Source organism: Psychrobacter sp. NPDC078409, assembly GCF_050268505.1.
Classification (GTDB): Bacteria; Pseudomonadota; Gammaproteobacteria; order Pseudomonadales; family Moraxellaceae; genus Psychrobacter.
The window spans coordinates 207,318-222,247 of sequence record NZ_JBNNGW010000003.1; the positions used below are offsets into that span (position 1 = coordinate 207,318).

Sequence of the window (14,930 nt, forward strand, 5' to 3'; positions counted from 1 at the left end):
CGACTTTATTTGTTTGTCATAGTTCGATTTTTATACGTTTGCTACCACTGCATCTTGGTTCAAAATTTGTCGTTGAGCCATTTATCTATAAGTAACTGGCTTATTGCTAAAGCCAAAGCTATATATCAAACTCATATATAAGAAAAATAACCCTTTAGTATCTCTATCACAAAACACTCATTACCACTCATTAAAGCACTATAAGAGACTCTGCATGACCGTAAAGCCATCTGGACAAAATCAGTCGTCAAATCCTAATTCATTAGAAAAACCCTTATCAAAACAAGAGAACTCTAACTGCTTAAGTATAGGCGATGCCGTCTATAACCTAGCAGATCATACGCCGATGATGGTGCAATATCTAACCATGAAAGCCAACTATCCACAAGCATTGCTCTTGTACCGGATGGGTGACTTCTATGAGCTGTTCTTTGACGATGCTAAGCGAGCGGCGCAAATACTAGATATCACACTGACGCGCCGTGGTACGGATAAGGCAGGCAACACGATAGCCATGGCAGGTGTGCCGTTTCATGCAGCCGATAGCTATATGGCACGCTTGATCGCTGCTGGTCAGACAGTAGTCGTATGCGAACAAATTGACGAATCGATAACTGGCAACGCTGATAATAATTCTAATGTCCCTGCAATGGGCGACAAGCAAAAGAAAGACAAAAGTAAATCTGCTGCTGGTAGCATCATGCGCCGCGAGGTGGTTAAAACGCTTACCGCAGGTACTATTACTGATGATGCATTGATTGCACCTAATCATACGCCAACTGTGGTCGCCATCGATATTGCTACTATGAAAACGCAAGACAATAGCCAGACGTTACAAGCAGCCGTTAGCCAGATGGATTTGGCCGCAGGTACACTGACTACCCAGACACTGATAGCAGATAAAAACGATATCGATAATTTACGAACTCAAATGCTTACTGTATTAGCGCGTTTTGCGCCTAGTGAATGCATCATTAGTGAAGCGCTTATTGATGGCGTTGGCGGCAGCATTGGAAGCAATGATTCAGAGTGGCTAATGTGGTTACGGCAAAATCTTGACTGCCCTATTATAGAAGTCGCTGCCAATGATTTTCATCGTGAGCATGCCAGTGACACGCTTTGTCAGCAGTTCGAAGTCCAGCGTCTCGATGGGTTGGGCATTGCTGAGGCTCCACTTGCGCAAACCAGCTGCGCTGCGCTTATCCACTACGCGCGTCAAACTCAGCAACGTCATGTGCCTCAAGTGAACCAACTCATTGTTGAGTACAGCGATGACTACCTAATTATCGATGCCAATAGCCAGCAAAATCTCGAGCTATTTACCCCTGTTAGTAGCAACGGCACTTCTTTGATATCTGTGCTGAATCACTGTCAGACTCCGATGGGCAAGCGTTTACTCGTGCAGCAAATGAAGCGTCCACTGCGTCAGCATTCCCGTATCAATATGCGTCTAGATGCGATAACTTGTTTACTAAGCCCAGAGAGTGACTCAATTGAGTCAAACCAAGATGTAAAAGATAGCTTACTGGTTACACGTTTACGAGAAACGCTGAAGACTATTGGCGATATTGAACGAATCAGCAGTCGAATCGGGTTAATGAGTGCCAAACCCCGTGACTTACGCAAGCTCGCCGATGGTATCGCTAGTAGCGCCCAGCTGACTACCCTATTGACAGAATCCGGTATTAGCCATGAAGACGCTGGCCTGTTACCAATGTTGATGCAGCAATTGCCAGATCAACTACCTGCTGTTCAATCCGTTGCCGAATTAATCGAGCGCGCTATTGTCATTGAACCGCCTGCTCATATCCGTGATGGCGGAATGCTAGCGGCGGGCTACGATGAAGAGTTTGATCGCCTTACCCATTTGCATGACAATATCCAATCGACGCTAGACGAGATGGTAGAGCGCGCACGTCAAGACAACCAATTACCCAGTCTAAAAGTGGGCTTTAATAAAGTCAGTGGCTTCTATTTTGAATTGCCCAAAATACAGGCGAAGAATGCCCCTGCTCACTTTATCCGTCGGCAAACGCTCAAAAGTAGTGAACGGTTTATCACTGATGAGCTAAAGGAAGTCGAGACAGAATATCTAAGTGCCCAGTCCTTAGCATTGGCTCGTGAAAAGCAGCTGTATCAAGAGCTGCTCACTCAATTAAACCAACATTTGGCTGAACTACAACAGCTTAGCGCGGCTATCGCCCAACTAGATGTGCTAAGCAATTGGGCTCACCTTGCCATGATGTATAACTGGCAACGTCCAATCATGGGGCTACATATAAAAGACCAAAACGAATCGGTGGCCAAAAATCAAACCAACATTGATATTCGTCAAGGTCGTCATGTTGTGGTTGAAGCAGCATTGAATCAAACAAACGCCAATAGCAGGAACGGTAATTCACTAAGTACAAACCACTTTGTCGCCAATGACTGTGCACTAGGTAGTGATGGATATCCTGAACGACTGCTTCTGATTACCGGCCCTAATATGGGTGGCAAATCTACCTATATGCGCCAAACGGCTTTGATAGTCCTACTCGCTCATTGCGGCAGCTTTGTGCCAGCAGCTAGTGCTCATATTGGTGATATCGACCGCATCTTTACGCGTATTGGTTCAGCTGATGACTTGGCTGGTGGCAAATCGACCTTTATGGTAGAGATGATCGAGACGGCCAATATCTTAAATCAAGCAACGAATAAATCACTGGTATTAATGGACGAAGTCGGCCGCGGCACTGCCACTACTGATGGTCTTGCCATTGCTCATGCCTGTGTCAATCGCCTAGTCGAGATTGGCTGCCTGACATTATTTGCCACTCATTATTTTGAGCTGACCCAATTAACGAATAATATTGGTAAGCATCATGCTAATATCCGTAACGTTCATGTAGCAGCCAGTGAAGTGGACGGTCAGTTATTACTATTGCACCAAATTAAAGACGGTGCAGCAAGCTCTAGCTTCGGACTGCATGTCGCAAAAATGGCAGGGATTCCCACGCAAGTGCTGGATGATGCTAAGCGCTATTTAGCAGACAACTTACAGTCAAAACATTTAACCGTAGATAAAGCAAAAGCTGTTGATGATAAAAATGAATTAGCTAAGTCAGTAAACGATAAACGGCAAGAAAGTTATAATGATGCTACTCTAGATCAAGAAATAACTCATACTGCTCAAGCGACAGATATAACGGACAATTCAAAACAAAATCAGCTATTTAGATTGCAAGACGAGCTAAATACAATTGATCCTGATAGCTTAACACCTAAGCAAGCGCATGATTTGCTTTATCACTTAAAGAAAATCATTAGTCATTAAAGGGAATTGTCAAAGCGTAGTAAAGGCGCTAAAATACGCTTTATTTTCCAACTATTCTATGTAGCCCTTATAGTTGATTTAATTTAAAAGAATTACAATTTAGCTGAGCGCAGAGGTATAAATAATACTCCAGGCAAGGCTAACACAATAATTCTCTTGAAAGAGATTGACTATATCAGCCAATCCAATAACAGGTAGACCTCACTATGACCTTTGTCGTTACAGATAACTGCATTCTTTGCAAATACACCGACTGTGTAGAAGTCTGTCCTGTGGACTGCTTTTATGAAGGCCCAAACTTCCTCGTCATCGATCCTGATGAGTGTATCGATTGCGCACTATGCGAGCCTGAATGTCCGGCCAATGCGATCTTCTCAGAAGATGAAGTACCCAAAGGACAAGAGATGTTCACGCAGCTCAATGAAGAGCTGGCACAAAAATGGCCTAACATTACAGAGATGAAAGGACAAATGCCAGAAGCTGAGAAGTGGGATGGCGTGGAAGGTAAGATTCAGTATTTAGAGAAGTAATTTATAGTTTGAAAAAGTATTTTATACGCAAAAAGGCTGGAGCAGTTGCTTCAGCCTTTTTTCTTACTCTAATTAATAAACTTGCAAGCAAACTATAATTCACTTCGCTTAATTTTTCTGTATTTTAATCATAAAATATCTAGTTATTTCCTTTACATGATTGAGGTAAATATCTACTTGGTATAGTAGTCCCATCTATCGATGAGCCACAACGCCAACTCGCAATAGTTACGTTAGTACCTGTTATACCGACTAGTTGGTCACTACCTCTCTGAATCGGTGCAAGCGTTAAAATATTAGTACTATTAGTTAATGAAAACAGTTGAGCTTCATTAGCATGAACAGTGATAATACCGTTCGCACTAACTGTAATATTTTTAACATATTTAGTGGGAACTGTTTCGCAGACCTTTGGTAAAACTATGGATAAATTTGATGATGGAGACTGTAAAACATCTGTTACAGATAATCGACACGCAGTCGCGGCTAAGATCACTTCTGAAAGCTTGGCTTTAGTAGTGTAACCTTGATACATGGGCAATGCGATTGCACCAAGGATTCCAATGATACAGGCTGATATCATCAACTCTATTAAAGTAAAACCTGATTGTTGCGTAGAACAATGATAAGAATCAAATGACATCATATAATGGACCAAATCAATATTTAATACTATCTGATTGCATACGATGTGCCATGTATAATATTGACTTTTATAAATATTGTTTTGTTATAGGACGTGTGCTTAGTATAAACGAGAGCAACTAAATAATTGATAAAGACGTAAATATTAATGGTACTACCTTCTTCATTTGATTATTATTTTTTAAATAGAAACATACTCTAGTAGAGAATGAAGCAACCCTATACGTTAAATCATTATTTTTTTAGCCAAAGGGTAGCATAATATAGTCAATACACCCCATATGATCCAACCAAACTGCGATACATTTTCAGAGGGCACAAACCCAATTGCATTTATAAGCAAAATCACTATGAAGAGCATAAGTGAACTAATAAGTACAGCAGCAATAATATGTTTCATAGCAATTCCTAAACCTCTTTATACAAAAACCCCTAAAAAATACGTCTGACCTACCAAGGACGTAAATCTACAATCTCTACAACCTTTTCACTTTCTTTCTTATCAATGAGTACTACCATATTTAAAGCGCTAGCCTTTAGCGGTAGATAACTACTCACTGTCGGATATTGAGATAATATTTTTTCTACTTCTACTTTATCATTATAATTATATAGCTCATCAATAGGCTTTGATTTTTTAGCTAGTAAAGTATTTACTTTATCAAGTGGCTGATAAAGCTCTGGACGTTGTGATGGTGCTATCCCATAACCAACTTCATCAAATAGTATCTGTTGGCTAATTTCTCTATCGTCTGTAGGAATTACAGCAGCAATATACTTTGGTCCTGAGTTACTCACCTTTTGATATTCTGACAAAGCATTTTTCAGCTTCCGGCTATCTATTTCATTATTCTTGACCAAATCAAATCGATCTACGTTATAGACAATCCACGCCGGACGACCATCATAGATATGATAAAAACCATAAGCAAAGGCTGTCAGTTGTAGCAATATAATAACTGCCAAATCGAACTTAAGTGTTTTTTTCTTAGGCTTATAAACGATAAATGTCAGTAAAGGCCCTAATACGACATCAATACCAAGCATGACTAAAAATATCTTACCTACGCCAGTCGCTTGATATAAAGGTTGCGGATACCAAACAAGTAAGACTATTGCTAAGCTAATGATGGCGATTGTTATGCTGGCTAATAAATGCCAGCTAAACGCTTTGAGTTTATATATAAACATTAAATAAACACTCTAGAAGTAGGTGGACATTACTCATCTGAACTATTGTAGCCTGTTCTTAGTCTCAATCTCAATATCTAATAAACGGTCTCTAAGACTGTTAGTACATAATTAGTAGGCCAAAAAAAGCAGCCAATTGGCTGCTTTTTTGTAGGGCTATTAATACTGATTAGATATTAACGGCACTGTGCTGGAGCAAAGTTAGGTTCCATAGTACCTGCTGCTAATACAGTAATTCCATCAGCGGTAGCTTGAGCATTAGTTGATGATGCACAACCCCAGTCTAAAGAACCAGATGCGCCAGCTGTTAGAGCTGCTGCAAATGCTTGACCACCACCTGCTGCACCGCTACGAACCCATGGAGTGAGCGTTATTGTATTAGCGGCAGCACCCACACCTACTGCAGTTGGGTTATAAGTGATAGTGATAAGGCCTGTATCTTCTGTTATAAGTACGCTATTGACATATTTAGAGTTAGCACCAGTATTTGCTGCTTGCGCGTTCCAACTTGTTTGGGTTCTATTTAAGTCAGCAACAGTAGACACTTCTGTAGATAATGCAGTCTTAGCTGGCTCTGCGAGGTTAAAACCTTCAGACACACGTGAACGGACAGTATAATCTTGATAAGCAGGTAATGCGATCGCAGCTAAGATACCGATAATAGCGATAACGATCATTAGTTCGATTAAGGTAAAACCTTTTTGAGTAGTAGCGTTCATAGTACGTCCTTTAGAGTAAGGTGATAACAAATCGATTGATACACTATTTAGTATCACTATCTGCCATCTATCATAGATATAGGGTTTGTTAGTTTGAGTAGTTACTTAACTTCCTCATCTAACCTTCTTACTATTATCGTTGCAGGTAACGTGCCAACTTACAATCTTTGATTTAACTATAGTCTTGAACCATATATTCTTGCTGTTATTTGCACGAAATAAGCATCTCTACCCTCGTAACAGATAAAAAACCATATAGATATTGCTACCTATTTGCTAAAAATTGTCAGTTTGTGTAACTTAATTTTCGTTTAGTAGAGTTGTAGCTGACAATTTTCGTCATTACTTAATTATATTAGCCACTTCACTACTTATTCCAATCGTCTCCAGTACCACAGACGCTACCTCTACATTTAATACCTTGATAGTTAAGAGTCAAATTTCCGTCCGCACTCATTTGAGTGTTGTTTTTAGTAACTGCCCTAACCAACCATCTAGCAGTCAGAGGATTTGGTTCAATCGACACAGTATAAAGCGCTGTACCTTGTTTAGGGTAGTCACCACCCAACCCTGTGATAAGCGCATTACTATAAGCACCCTGTGCCAATTTTCGACTCTCTATCTCAGAAGCTATGTTATACATCTCGCTCATCATATCAGTACGCTTGGTCTTGATAACATAACGCTGGTAGTTGGGATAAGCAATAGCTGCAAGTATGCCAATAATTGCAACCACAATCATCACTTCAACAAGAGTAAATCCGCGCATACTTTTTTGAGACTTGCTCAATTTTTCATCAGGTACAATATTTGTCATTTTATTTACTTCTTTATTAACTGTTGAATCATAATATATGACTATATCAGTCTTCGCTTCTACAGACTCTACCAAGATTCTTCACCTGTGCCACAATTAGTAGAAGCTGCGCTAACAGTTCTATCTTTGCTTTTGCACTGTATGCCAGTACTGCTAGTCATCATGACACTAGCATCTTTAGTAATACCAGTACTATTGGGCATAGCAAACATACGCCATGAGCTACCCGCTGTAGAATAGCTACTCCCTGCGGGCGCTAGTGTATTACCTGTATTACTATCTATCAGAGTAATCACGTAACTATAATTTGTGCTATTACTACCTCTAGGCACATAGATAGTTTTGTTATCACTTGCATCATACCCATAGCTTATATCACCATTGCTTGCCAGTTTTTTGGGTGTAAAGCCTTTATAAGTTAAAGCACTGGCTCGCCAACGGTTAAGTTCTATTGCTAGTTGCTGCATGGTTGCTTGGGCCTGTGATTCGGCATTGCGTACTGCATATTGCCTATACGAAGGTATCGCTATCGCAGCCAAAATAGCAATGATAAAGACAACAACCATCAGCTCAATGAGTGTAAATCCTGTCTGTTTTTTGAGCATTTGCCTGTTCATAAACCTGCCTCATTAATCTACTTCATACCAAGTTTTTGGTTGTAGAATAAAACGCTCATAAAATATCATTTCAGGTGCAGTACCGTTACCCAATATTTGATCAGCACTTGTTAGACCTTGTACATCGTCTATCAAGCTATTACCACTTTTACTACCATCAGACCCAAAGCTTAATCTGCCAGTCTGGCGCTCTGCTAATGTCTGCGTGCCAATAAGCAAACGTTGATTGGATAGCGTTGAGCTACGCGGCCCTAAAGTCAACTCTTGTATTCCTTGTCCTGCTCTAACAAATCCAGCTGTACCATTTTTAGAAGTATCATCTAGACAAATACCATAAGGCAAACAGTATAGTTGACGCTCTGAACCACCTACAATCGTAGCGCTACAAGCATCTGCAGAGCCATAACTCATATCTGGGTTATACACTGTGGTGTATAAGAAATTGTCAATAACTTCAGACTTGCCAATACCTTTAGTGTATCTAACATTATCGAAGCCATCGAAACGCGTTAGCGGATAGTACCAACCTCGCTGGGCACCTGATTGCATCGTACTGATGACATTGTTCTTTTGGGTTAAACTATACCCAGCCGCTGACCCAGTACCCATTGCTGTAGGTAACTGAACCAAGTTACTGTCCGCTAGATCGAAGACTTTTTGACCATTGATATTACTAGCTGTCGTAAAATTGCTGGCGTAAAAAATATCATTTGCTTTGGTCACATCACTATCTATGATGCCGTAAAGGCGATCAGCATAAGCTGTCGTATTACGTATTTTAGATAACGGTGAGCTACGATCCCCTGAAATGACATTCACTAATGCAAATAACGTGTTTGTGGTTGAGTTACGGTAGAAACTAACGACTGGACGTTCATAAAAGCGATAAGCATATTTTTGGCTAAGTAGAGTGGTATGAGCGCTTTTGAGTATACGTGTCACTCGAGTATTGCTAAAGCCTGATTCAGGAGTAGCTGTTCCTGATGTTACTGGCTTCACAAAGCCAGCATTGGTGAAGTCTGCACGGAATAACTGTCCACCTAAATCTGCAAAGTAGATATGATCCATAAAACCATCATTATCACGATCTAAAGTCGTAATACCACCAACGATACTGTTTTTCATATCACTAACGACTTTGGTGGCACCACTGTTGCTCGATGCCGACCATATCAATGCACCGGTTCTAGCATTAATAATATAGACGGCGTTACCTTTTGCCGACGTTGTCAGTGCACAGCCGCCTAATATAGAATCAACCAACCCTACTTGAAAACCCTCATTTTCATAGCACATATCATAACCACCACCAAAGATCAGAACGTCTGTTCCTGTATCTGAGCTACTGGTCTTGATTTTTGCTTTAGTAGGCTTCGCCCATATTTGCCCCATACGACTAAAGCCTGACGTAGCTGGCGTAATAGAGAATAACATGCTTGGAGCGTCTTTATCTTCAAGGTTTAGCCCATAAAAAGCTTCACCACCCATACGCAAACCACCGTATGCATAAATACCTTTGTTATCGCTTGTATCGATAGATACTCGTTTATTTGAAAAATCATATTTATAGTCAGCACTCACTAACCATGGGGCATCAATACCAAAGTTTGGTGACCCTATAGCAGTTTTGGTTTGATCTTTAATAAGTGCGTCGGACTTATTCGGATCTTTTAGTATTTCACGAGGAATGAATACAAATCGCTCTTTTCCGCCATCACCAGCATTACTATAGTTATCTGCATTGACTAGGTGTAGCCCGCCTTCTGTCGAACCAAACAGCACATAATCGTCACGTGTATCTGTCACTTTACCACTATCATCTAGCGTAGCAGAATACGACACAGAGGCTGGCGTAGAATGCAATGTTGCACCTACAACCTTGACTGCTGCCGTGACATTAGTTGATGTCAACGTCATATCTTTAACTGCTGTCGCTGTACTTGGAAGGTTATCAAAACCTAAGAAGTTTAATAGCTTTCTTAAAGTAGTCTCAGAATAAGTGCTTGTATCGTTGAATTTATTAGTATTAGACAAAGGGTTACCATCTAGTGTGAACTTACCCGCACCATTCACACTGACTTTTCTTAACTTGGTTGCTTGGTCTGTTGCACTTTTCCAGTCTTCTACATATAAGGTTCGAACAGAAGCTATACCTGTAGCTGGTGTATTCAATCGTGCGTAAAAACCGCCCGACTCAACTTTGTCATTAACGTTGTTGTAATCTTTATCTGACCACAAGTCTTGTGCCGTTTCGTTTAACTCCCCTTTTACATTCTTAAACAACTTCTTATTGTCTTTGCCATATAATGTTCCTTCATTCAGGCTATATTTTTTCATATTGCCTTTCCAAATGACATCATTACTAGCTACTGTTGGTTGCAAAGTAGGGTAATAAGCAACTGCAAGCTGGCTATCCGCGCGATACGGGTCATTAGGTATAATGATGGTACCAGATGGCGTTGAGGGTAAGCTTTGATCCAAATCTTTTACAAAAGATAAGACACTGTTTACCACATCTTCTGTTGTTTGAGCAGCATAAAATCCGCCCTCACCAAACGTACCGACGTTTGGTAATTCTGAATGCGATTTTGCACCCCAATTACAGGCATTTCTTGCATCTAGGGCTGTAATCTTCGAACAATTATAAAACTCACCTTCTTTCTCTTCCCCTTTGGAGTTTGTATAAGTCAGCTTGCGGATTATTCGATCTTCAGGATTAGTTTTGGCTTCATCAGCGACTCTATCTACATTGAATACTGATCCAAACCCAACCACGGCAGTCAAGATATCCATTTGTGCGCCTAATGGATTTAATGTTGGACTGCGCAAAGCTTTTGCAAACGCCCCTACTTCTGGCATACCGCTTCCAACAGTATCGCTACCTTTCGGAAGCGTGCCTGATGTAGGTAAACCAAATAAAGCTCCTTTTGCCCCTAGTGCAGACTGCATCATAGGCAATGGTGCTGGAGAACTGTTTGGTTCACCATCTGTTAAGAAATAAATACCGCGACCATCACAAGTGGCATTATTCGATGACAATGGACTCACATAATTAGAACCAGATTTAGAGCTATTTACAGATTTGTCAAAACCACTAAATCCCCAGTCTTTAGCGCTTTGAGTTTTGTTGCGGGACAGACAGGTAAAGTTATAATACTGACAAGCGCTTGACGTATAACCTGCTGGTAACGATATTCTTTGTACAGAACCAACACCTATACATCCTGTACCACGCCATGTAGTACAAGGGTAGTAGTTATTACCACTAGTATAAACATACTCTTCCCTTGGTGTCGTTATCGTAGTAGTCGTGGTATTGCCAAGCATGTATGCCCCTGCCTCTGCATAGGCATTGGCCGTTGGTGTACCGTTTTCGCCTTGTAGGTTAGCGACTGCTGTCTTAATAGCATTACGCTGAGCGGTAGTTACCAATGCGGCTGGTACTACAATCTTGCCACTACTACCATCCGCTCCGTTATAAGTGTTGCTACTGTTACTTTGCGAAGAAAACTGACCTATACCAATAGAGACCTTTGTAGCATCTAAATCTGAGCTATTCATTAACGTAAAAATCGCATCTTTAAGCCGAGTTAGACGATCATAAAAGATATCTTTATAGTAATATCGATTACCACTACCTGATACAACACTTTTATACTCTGTACCTATAAGGGGATCAGCAATTTTTGTGTTACAGATAGCAAAGTTATAATCGTTGTTACCACTCCCATCTTCGTTACCACAGCGATACCATTGATTTTCAGGCGCTGGCGAAATACGATAAAAGTACCTATTATCAACATTGCAGCTGACTCTAGCATATGTTGGAGTAGACGTAGTCTGCACTGAGGTGATTGACTTACTAGTAACTCCTGAAGGCATATCACAAGCACTGTCTCCCACAGCAAGTGAAGACATACTGCCCGATGTATCTAGCATCATGGTGACCGTAATCTTGCCACCTTCAGCTGCTTTATAAATCTCTAAGTCACCAATTTTTTTGTTTGCCACATCAGCCTGCGATATTGGCATTGCAACCATAGATGCCATTACAACGACTAAATACTTCAGTGGTAACGTACTTGTTCTCATGATTTTTGATACGTTGTCAAGTCGTTTCATGACATCTATCCTTTATGAAATTAGCGTAATTAGCGTAATTAATCAGCAGACTATGGGGTTGCTGAAAGTATGCATTTGGATGACAGTGTGCCTTTACCATATGGTATACATAGGGTAGATGAAGACGTATTTTCTACATCTACTTGCTCATATAACATTTTGCTTGGCGTAGACGCAGCCAACATACAATCGCTTAGAGACTTTTTGCCAGTAGCTACATTGGCATTGATACTGGTTTGTTCAAAACACTTGTCGCTACCTACTTTCGGTTCCTTATAAGCCGGTAGAGCAGAAGAGGCTCGAACGTCAAACTGGTAACGTTTACTGGTTCTATCTTGTACCTCTTTACCAATAACCATATGCTCAAACACAGGTGCATTGGGATTGGTAGGTGTAACGGTAACACTCATTTGCGTCATGACTGTCTGTCTAGCGCTGGTGTAATCATTGGCATTGGCATAATCACAGAATCCACCACTTAAACTACTCCAGTACCCGCCAGTTGATTTTTTCACAGAAGCATTTGCAGCGAGATATTTTTTGGTGCGAGGGTTGAAACAATAGATAAACTCGTTAGTCGCATTATCAGGATTCAATAAAAAATGACCGAAAACCCCTGCTGCACTCGTTACGTCGCGGTACTCCTCAGAGCTCGGACTACCATTGACCATCATTTCTAGCTTTTGGTTAGCACTATCGGATGACTGTAATAAAACTGTATTGATTTGATCGCTCGTTGCAATTTTTAAATCCGTATTACTTTGTCTGACTGCTATCGCACCCGCTAGCATAATGAGAACTAAAAACAATAGCACCACGATCAGTGTTGCCCCGCGCTCTCCATTAGAATATATTTGACCACTTTTTTTTCCTTGGTCTAAAGAATGTGACAAACGATAGTGGTTGCTCATTTCAAATTATCCTAATAGGTCTTAAGGAGTTAAGCTAGTATCAACATCAATCACTCGTGCATTACGTAATAGTGTTGTAGATTCATAACTTTTACGTACTTGCTGTTGGCGAGTAGTGTCTGTCTTCAAGCTATTACTTTGGCCCAGTAAGGTAAATGAAGATTGGTCATTACTACCTATGATAGGTGTCGTACCATGGACTATAAGACCTATCTTCACAGCTGTTATTGACGGCTTGGTCGCCATCAATAAATATGAACTGCTTGGTAGATACATCATTTGGCCTGCACTGGCGGCGGCGGATGACTTTGTACCTAATAAAACTTTGAACTGATCAACATTGATAATGAACTCTTGACCAGCTGTACCAAAATTACGAGAATCTGATGCTGTACCAACGGTGAGTATCCCACCACCAGTTGGACTAACCCTGCCTGCATCACAGGCTAGCACTAGGTTTTTTATATTACCGCTGCTAGTATCACCCGTTGCTCTACGCAAAAAATATCGTTCTACCACAATATCATTAACAGCAGCATCAGCACCTTCACAATCACTCATGACACTACCTGTTGTATTGGTATATTGTATGGTTAATTGATCACTATTAACGTTTGTATTAGAAACTCCCGTCCATCCGTTCGTACCACTGGCGCTGTCACCTTCACGTCTTGTCAGGTAGGCAGTATTAGCATAAGCTGTTGTTATGCCAAGATTGGCAGCAGTTAAGACAATACCACCGTTTACCGTCGTACTCGTAATTTGCGTTGTTGGATTACCTAAATTTGCTATACGTAATTTCTTTTCTAGTTGTTGCAGCCCAAATATACTTGCATCTTGTAATTCACTACCACTAGATTGAATACTGCTAGTCTTAACATTGATTAAATAGATTTGCATCACAGCAGCTGACACTAGTAAACCTAATATCAATGAAATCATAAGCTCTATTAACGTAAAGCCTTGTTGATGATTATACCTATGTACATATTTCGATATCATCAGTAAGCCTCCATAATAAAGCACTCTGCACCATTCTTATAAGTGCCGTCTGCATTGGCACAGGCAGTCGATGAGCTATTGTCTAATGCTGTCGTTGTGTCACCCCAACTAGCAACAAAACATTGACGCTCTTGGTTACCTGATGTACCAGGACAGCCATTTGGCACTAGACCAATTGTAATATCATTCGTACGTGCATACGATCTAATCAATAGACCATCGCGAGTCGCAAGCTGCGCAAGCGTACAACTATCAGCAGCTACTGGTACGGTACTGGTGTTTTTTATACAGCTATCTTTTGTAATACTAGTACCATCGATAGTAACTGAGTCAGCTGTACCGTTTATAGCTGTTTTAAAAGCGCTGATACCATCAGGATTGGTGCGCATTATCTCAGCACCACCTCGCATTATAGTGAGTGCTCGGGTACGCATGAGACTCTCATCTGTTGCTTTTACTGCTGACATTTGCATAGCTGTGAAGCCCAGTACAGCCACTGCTAACAATAGTAATGCTACTAACACCTCTACCAAGCCTACGCCTTGTTGCTGACTAATATTTTTCATTAACAACTCCCAGCGTTTGTAGTATGAATATTAGCAATACTCGTAAGACTAATTTGCTTAGGAGATTCACTAGTAGAGCCGCTATCACATATGGTATAAATTGCTGTTGCACTGCCATCTATTGACTTATTAGGCCGAAAAACAATGCTAGTCACAGTAGAAGGACTAATTTGTTGAGTTACCACACTTTGCTTATTCAGGTTATAACTAGATATATTAGTACCATTAGCCTGTAGAACAATTTTACTAGGAATAGTAGATGTATCGTATAAAACAGTAATATTCTGACGACGGATAATACTCTCCACTTTAGCTTCTTTCAGTGCGTTAGCAACCGTTGCAGCTGTCGACTTCACGCGCTGGTTTGCAAGTTGAGTGCTAATATTAGGTGCCGCAATACCTGCAATAATGGCAAGAACAGCAATCGTTACCATTAATTCAATTAAGGTAAAACCTGAGCTTACGTTCTTTAGCTTAGGTAGTGGAGTGTTCAA

General features: G+C 40.7%; 12 protein-coding genes. 2 read left to right on the plus strand and 10 right to left on the minus strand.

Annotated features, from left to right (window positions below):
* The first annotated feature begins 214 nt into the window (after positions 1-214).
* Both mutS and fdxA read left to right on the plus strand, forming a co-directional pair.
* Positions 215-3,316: a DNA mismatch repair protein MutS gene (mutS, locus tag ACQKC9_RS06845; RefSeq protein WP_427621093.1), complete on the plus strand. Its 3,102-nt coding sequence runs from the start codon at positions 215-217 to the stop codon at positions 3,314-3,316.
* Positions 3,317-3,522: 206 nt separating this feature from the next.
* The gene (fdxA, locus tag ACQKC9_RS06850) at positions 3,523-3,846 is read left to right on the plus strand and encodes a ferredoxin FdxA (RefSeq protein WP_057758216.1); all 324 of its coding nucleotides are present in this window, start codon (positions 3,523-3,525) and stop codon (positions 3,844-3,846) included.
* Positions 3,847-3,985: 139 nt separating this feature from the next.
* Here fdxA and ACQKC9_RS06855 read toward each other — a convergent pair whose 3' ends face one another.
* The 10 genes from ACQKC9_RS06855 to ACQKC9_RS06900 form a co-directional block, all read right to left on the minus strand.
* Positions 3,986-4,492: a pilin gene (locus ACQKC9_RS06855; protein WP_427621094.1), complete on the minus strand. Its 507-nt coding sequence runs from the start codon at positions 4,490-4,492 to the stop codon at positions 3,986-3,988.
* A gap of 449 nt (positions 4,493-4,941) precedes the next feature.
* On the minus strand, positions 4,942-5,682 hold the full coding sequence (tfpZ, locus tag ACQKC9_RS06860) for a TfpX/TfpZ family type IV pilin accessory protein (protein ID WP_427621096.1): 741 nt from the start codon (positions 5,680-5,682) through the stop codon (positions 4,942-4,944).
* A 176-nt stretch (positions 5,683-5,858) separates the two neighbouring features.
* Complete coding sequence (locus tag ACQKC9_RS06865; RefSeq protein WP_427621097.1) at positions 5,859-6,401, minus strand: pilin; 543 nt, start codon at positions 6,399-6,401, stop codon at positions 5,859-5,861.
* 367 nt (positions 6,402-6,768) lie between these two features.
* Positions 6,769-7,218 (minus strand): type IV pilin protein, encoded by a 450-nt coding sequence (locus ACQKC9_RS06870; protein ID WP_427621099.1) that lies wholly within the window; start codon positions 7,216-7,218, stop codon positions 6,769-6,771.
* A gap of 68 nt (positions 7,219-7,286) precedes the next feature.
* The gene (locus ACQKC9_RS06875) at positions 7,287-7,835 is read right to left on the minus strand and encodes a type IV pilin protein (RefSeq protein ID WP_427621101.1); all 549 of its coding nucleotides are present in this window, start codon (positions 7,833-7,835) and stop codon (positions 7,287-7,289) included.
* 12 nt (positions 7,836-7,847) lie between these two features.
* The gene (locus ACQKC9_RS06880) at positions 7,848-11,957 is read right to left on the minus strand and encodes a pilus assembly protein PilY (RefSeq protein WP_427621102.1); all 4,110 of its coding nucleotides are present in this window, start codon (positions 11,955-11,957) and stop codon (positions 7,848-7,850) included.
* 50 nt (positions 11,958-12,007) lie between these two features.
* A complete protein-coding gene (locus ACQKC9_RS06885) occupies positions 12,008-12,868 on the minus strand; it encodes a pilus assembly protein PilX (RefSeq protein ID WP_427621104.1) in 861 nt (286 codons plus the stop codon).
* A gap of 21 nt (positions 12,869-12,889) precedes the next feature.
* On the minus strand, positions 12,890-13,870 hold the full coding sequence (locus ACQKC9_RS06890) for a PilW family protein (protein WP_427621105.1): 981 nt from the start codon (positions 13,868-13,870) through the stop codon (positions 12,890-12,892).
* A complete protein-coding gene (pilV, locus tag ACQKC9_RS06895; RefSeq protein WP_427621106.1) occupies positions 13,870-14,436 on the minus strand; it encodes a type IV pilus modification protein PilV in 567 nt (188 codons plus the stop codon). Before pilV ends, ACQKC9_RS06890 begins: the two co-directional genes overlap by 1 nt.
* Complete coding sequence (locus tag ACQKC9_RS06900; RefSeq protein WP_427621416.1) at positions 14,436-14,870, minus strand: pilus assembly FimT family protein; 435 nt, start codon at positions 14,868-14,870, stop codon at positions 14,436-14,438. Before ACQKC9_RS06900 ends, pilV begins: the two co-directional genes overlap by 1 nt.
* Positions 14,871-14,930 lie beyond the last annotated feature (60 nt).

What these genes read in the sequence shown, in the direction of transcription:
- pilV (WP_427621106.1), bottom strand. Translation starts at nt 14,436, where the DNA reads ATGAAAAATATTAGTCAGCAACAAGGCGTAGGCTTGGTAGAGGTGTTA.
- ACQKC9_RS06900 (WP_427621416.1), bottom strand. Translation starts at nt 14,870, where the DNA reads ATGGTAACGATTGCTGTTCTTGCCATTATTGCAGGTATTGCGGCACCT.
- ACQKC9_RS06865 (WP_427621097.1), bottom strand. Translation starts at nt 6,401, where the DNA reads ATGAACGCTACTACTCAAAAAGGTTTTACCTTAATCGAACTAATGATC.
- ACQKC9_RS06870 (WP_427621099.1), bottom strand. Translation starts at nt 7,218, where the DNA reads ATGACAAATATTGTACCTGATGAAAAATTGAGCAAGTCTCAAAAAAGT.
- tfpZ (WP_427621096.1), bottom strand. Translation starts at nt 5,682, where the DNA reads ATGTTTATATATAAACTCAAAGCGTTTAGCTGGCATTTATTAGCCAGC.
- ACQKC9_RS06855 (WP_427621094.1), bottom strand. Translation starts at nt 4,492, where the DNA reads ATGATGTCATTTGATTCTTATCATTGTTCTACGCAACAATCAGGTTTT.
- fdxA (WP_057758216.1), top strand. Translation starts at nt 3,523, where the DNA reads ATGACCTTTGTCGTTACAGATAACTGCATTCTTTGCAAATACACCGAC.
- ACQKC9_RS06875 (WP_427621101.1), bottom strand. Translation starts at nt 7,835, where the DNA reads ATGAACAGGCAAATGCTCAAAAAACAGACAGGATTTACACTCATTGAG.
- ACQKC9_RS06885 (WP_427621104.1), bottom strand. Translation starts at nt 12,868, where the DNA reads ATGAGCAACCACTATCGTTTGTCACATTCTTTAGACCAAGGAAAAAAA.
- mutS (WP_427621093.1), top strand. Translation starts at nt 215, where the DNA reads ATGACCGTAAAGCCATCTGGACAAAATCAGTCGTCAAATCCTAATTCA.
- ACQKC9_RS06890 (WP_427621105.1), bottom strand. Translation starts at nt 13,870, where the DNA reads ATGATATCGAAATATGTACATAGGTATAATCATCAACAAGGCTTTACG.
- ACQKC9_RS06880 (WP_427621102.1), bottom strand. Translation starts at nt 11,957, where the DNA reads ATGAAACGACTTGACAACGTATCAAAAATCATGAGAACAAGTACGTTA.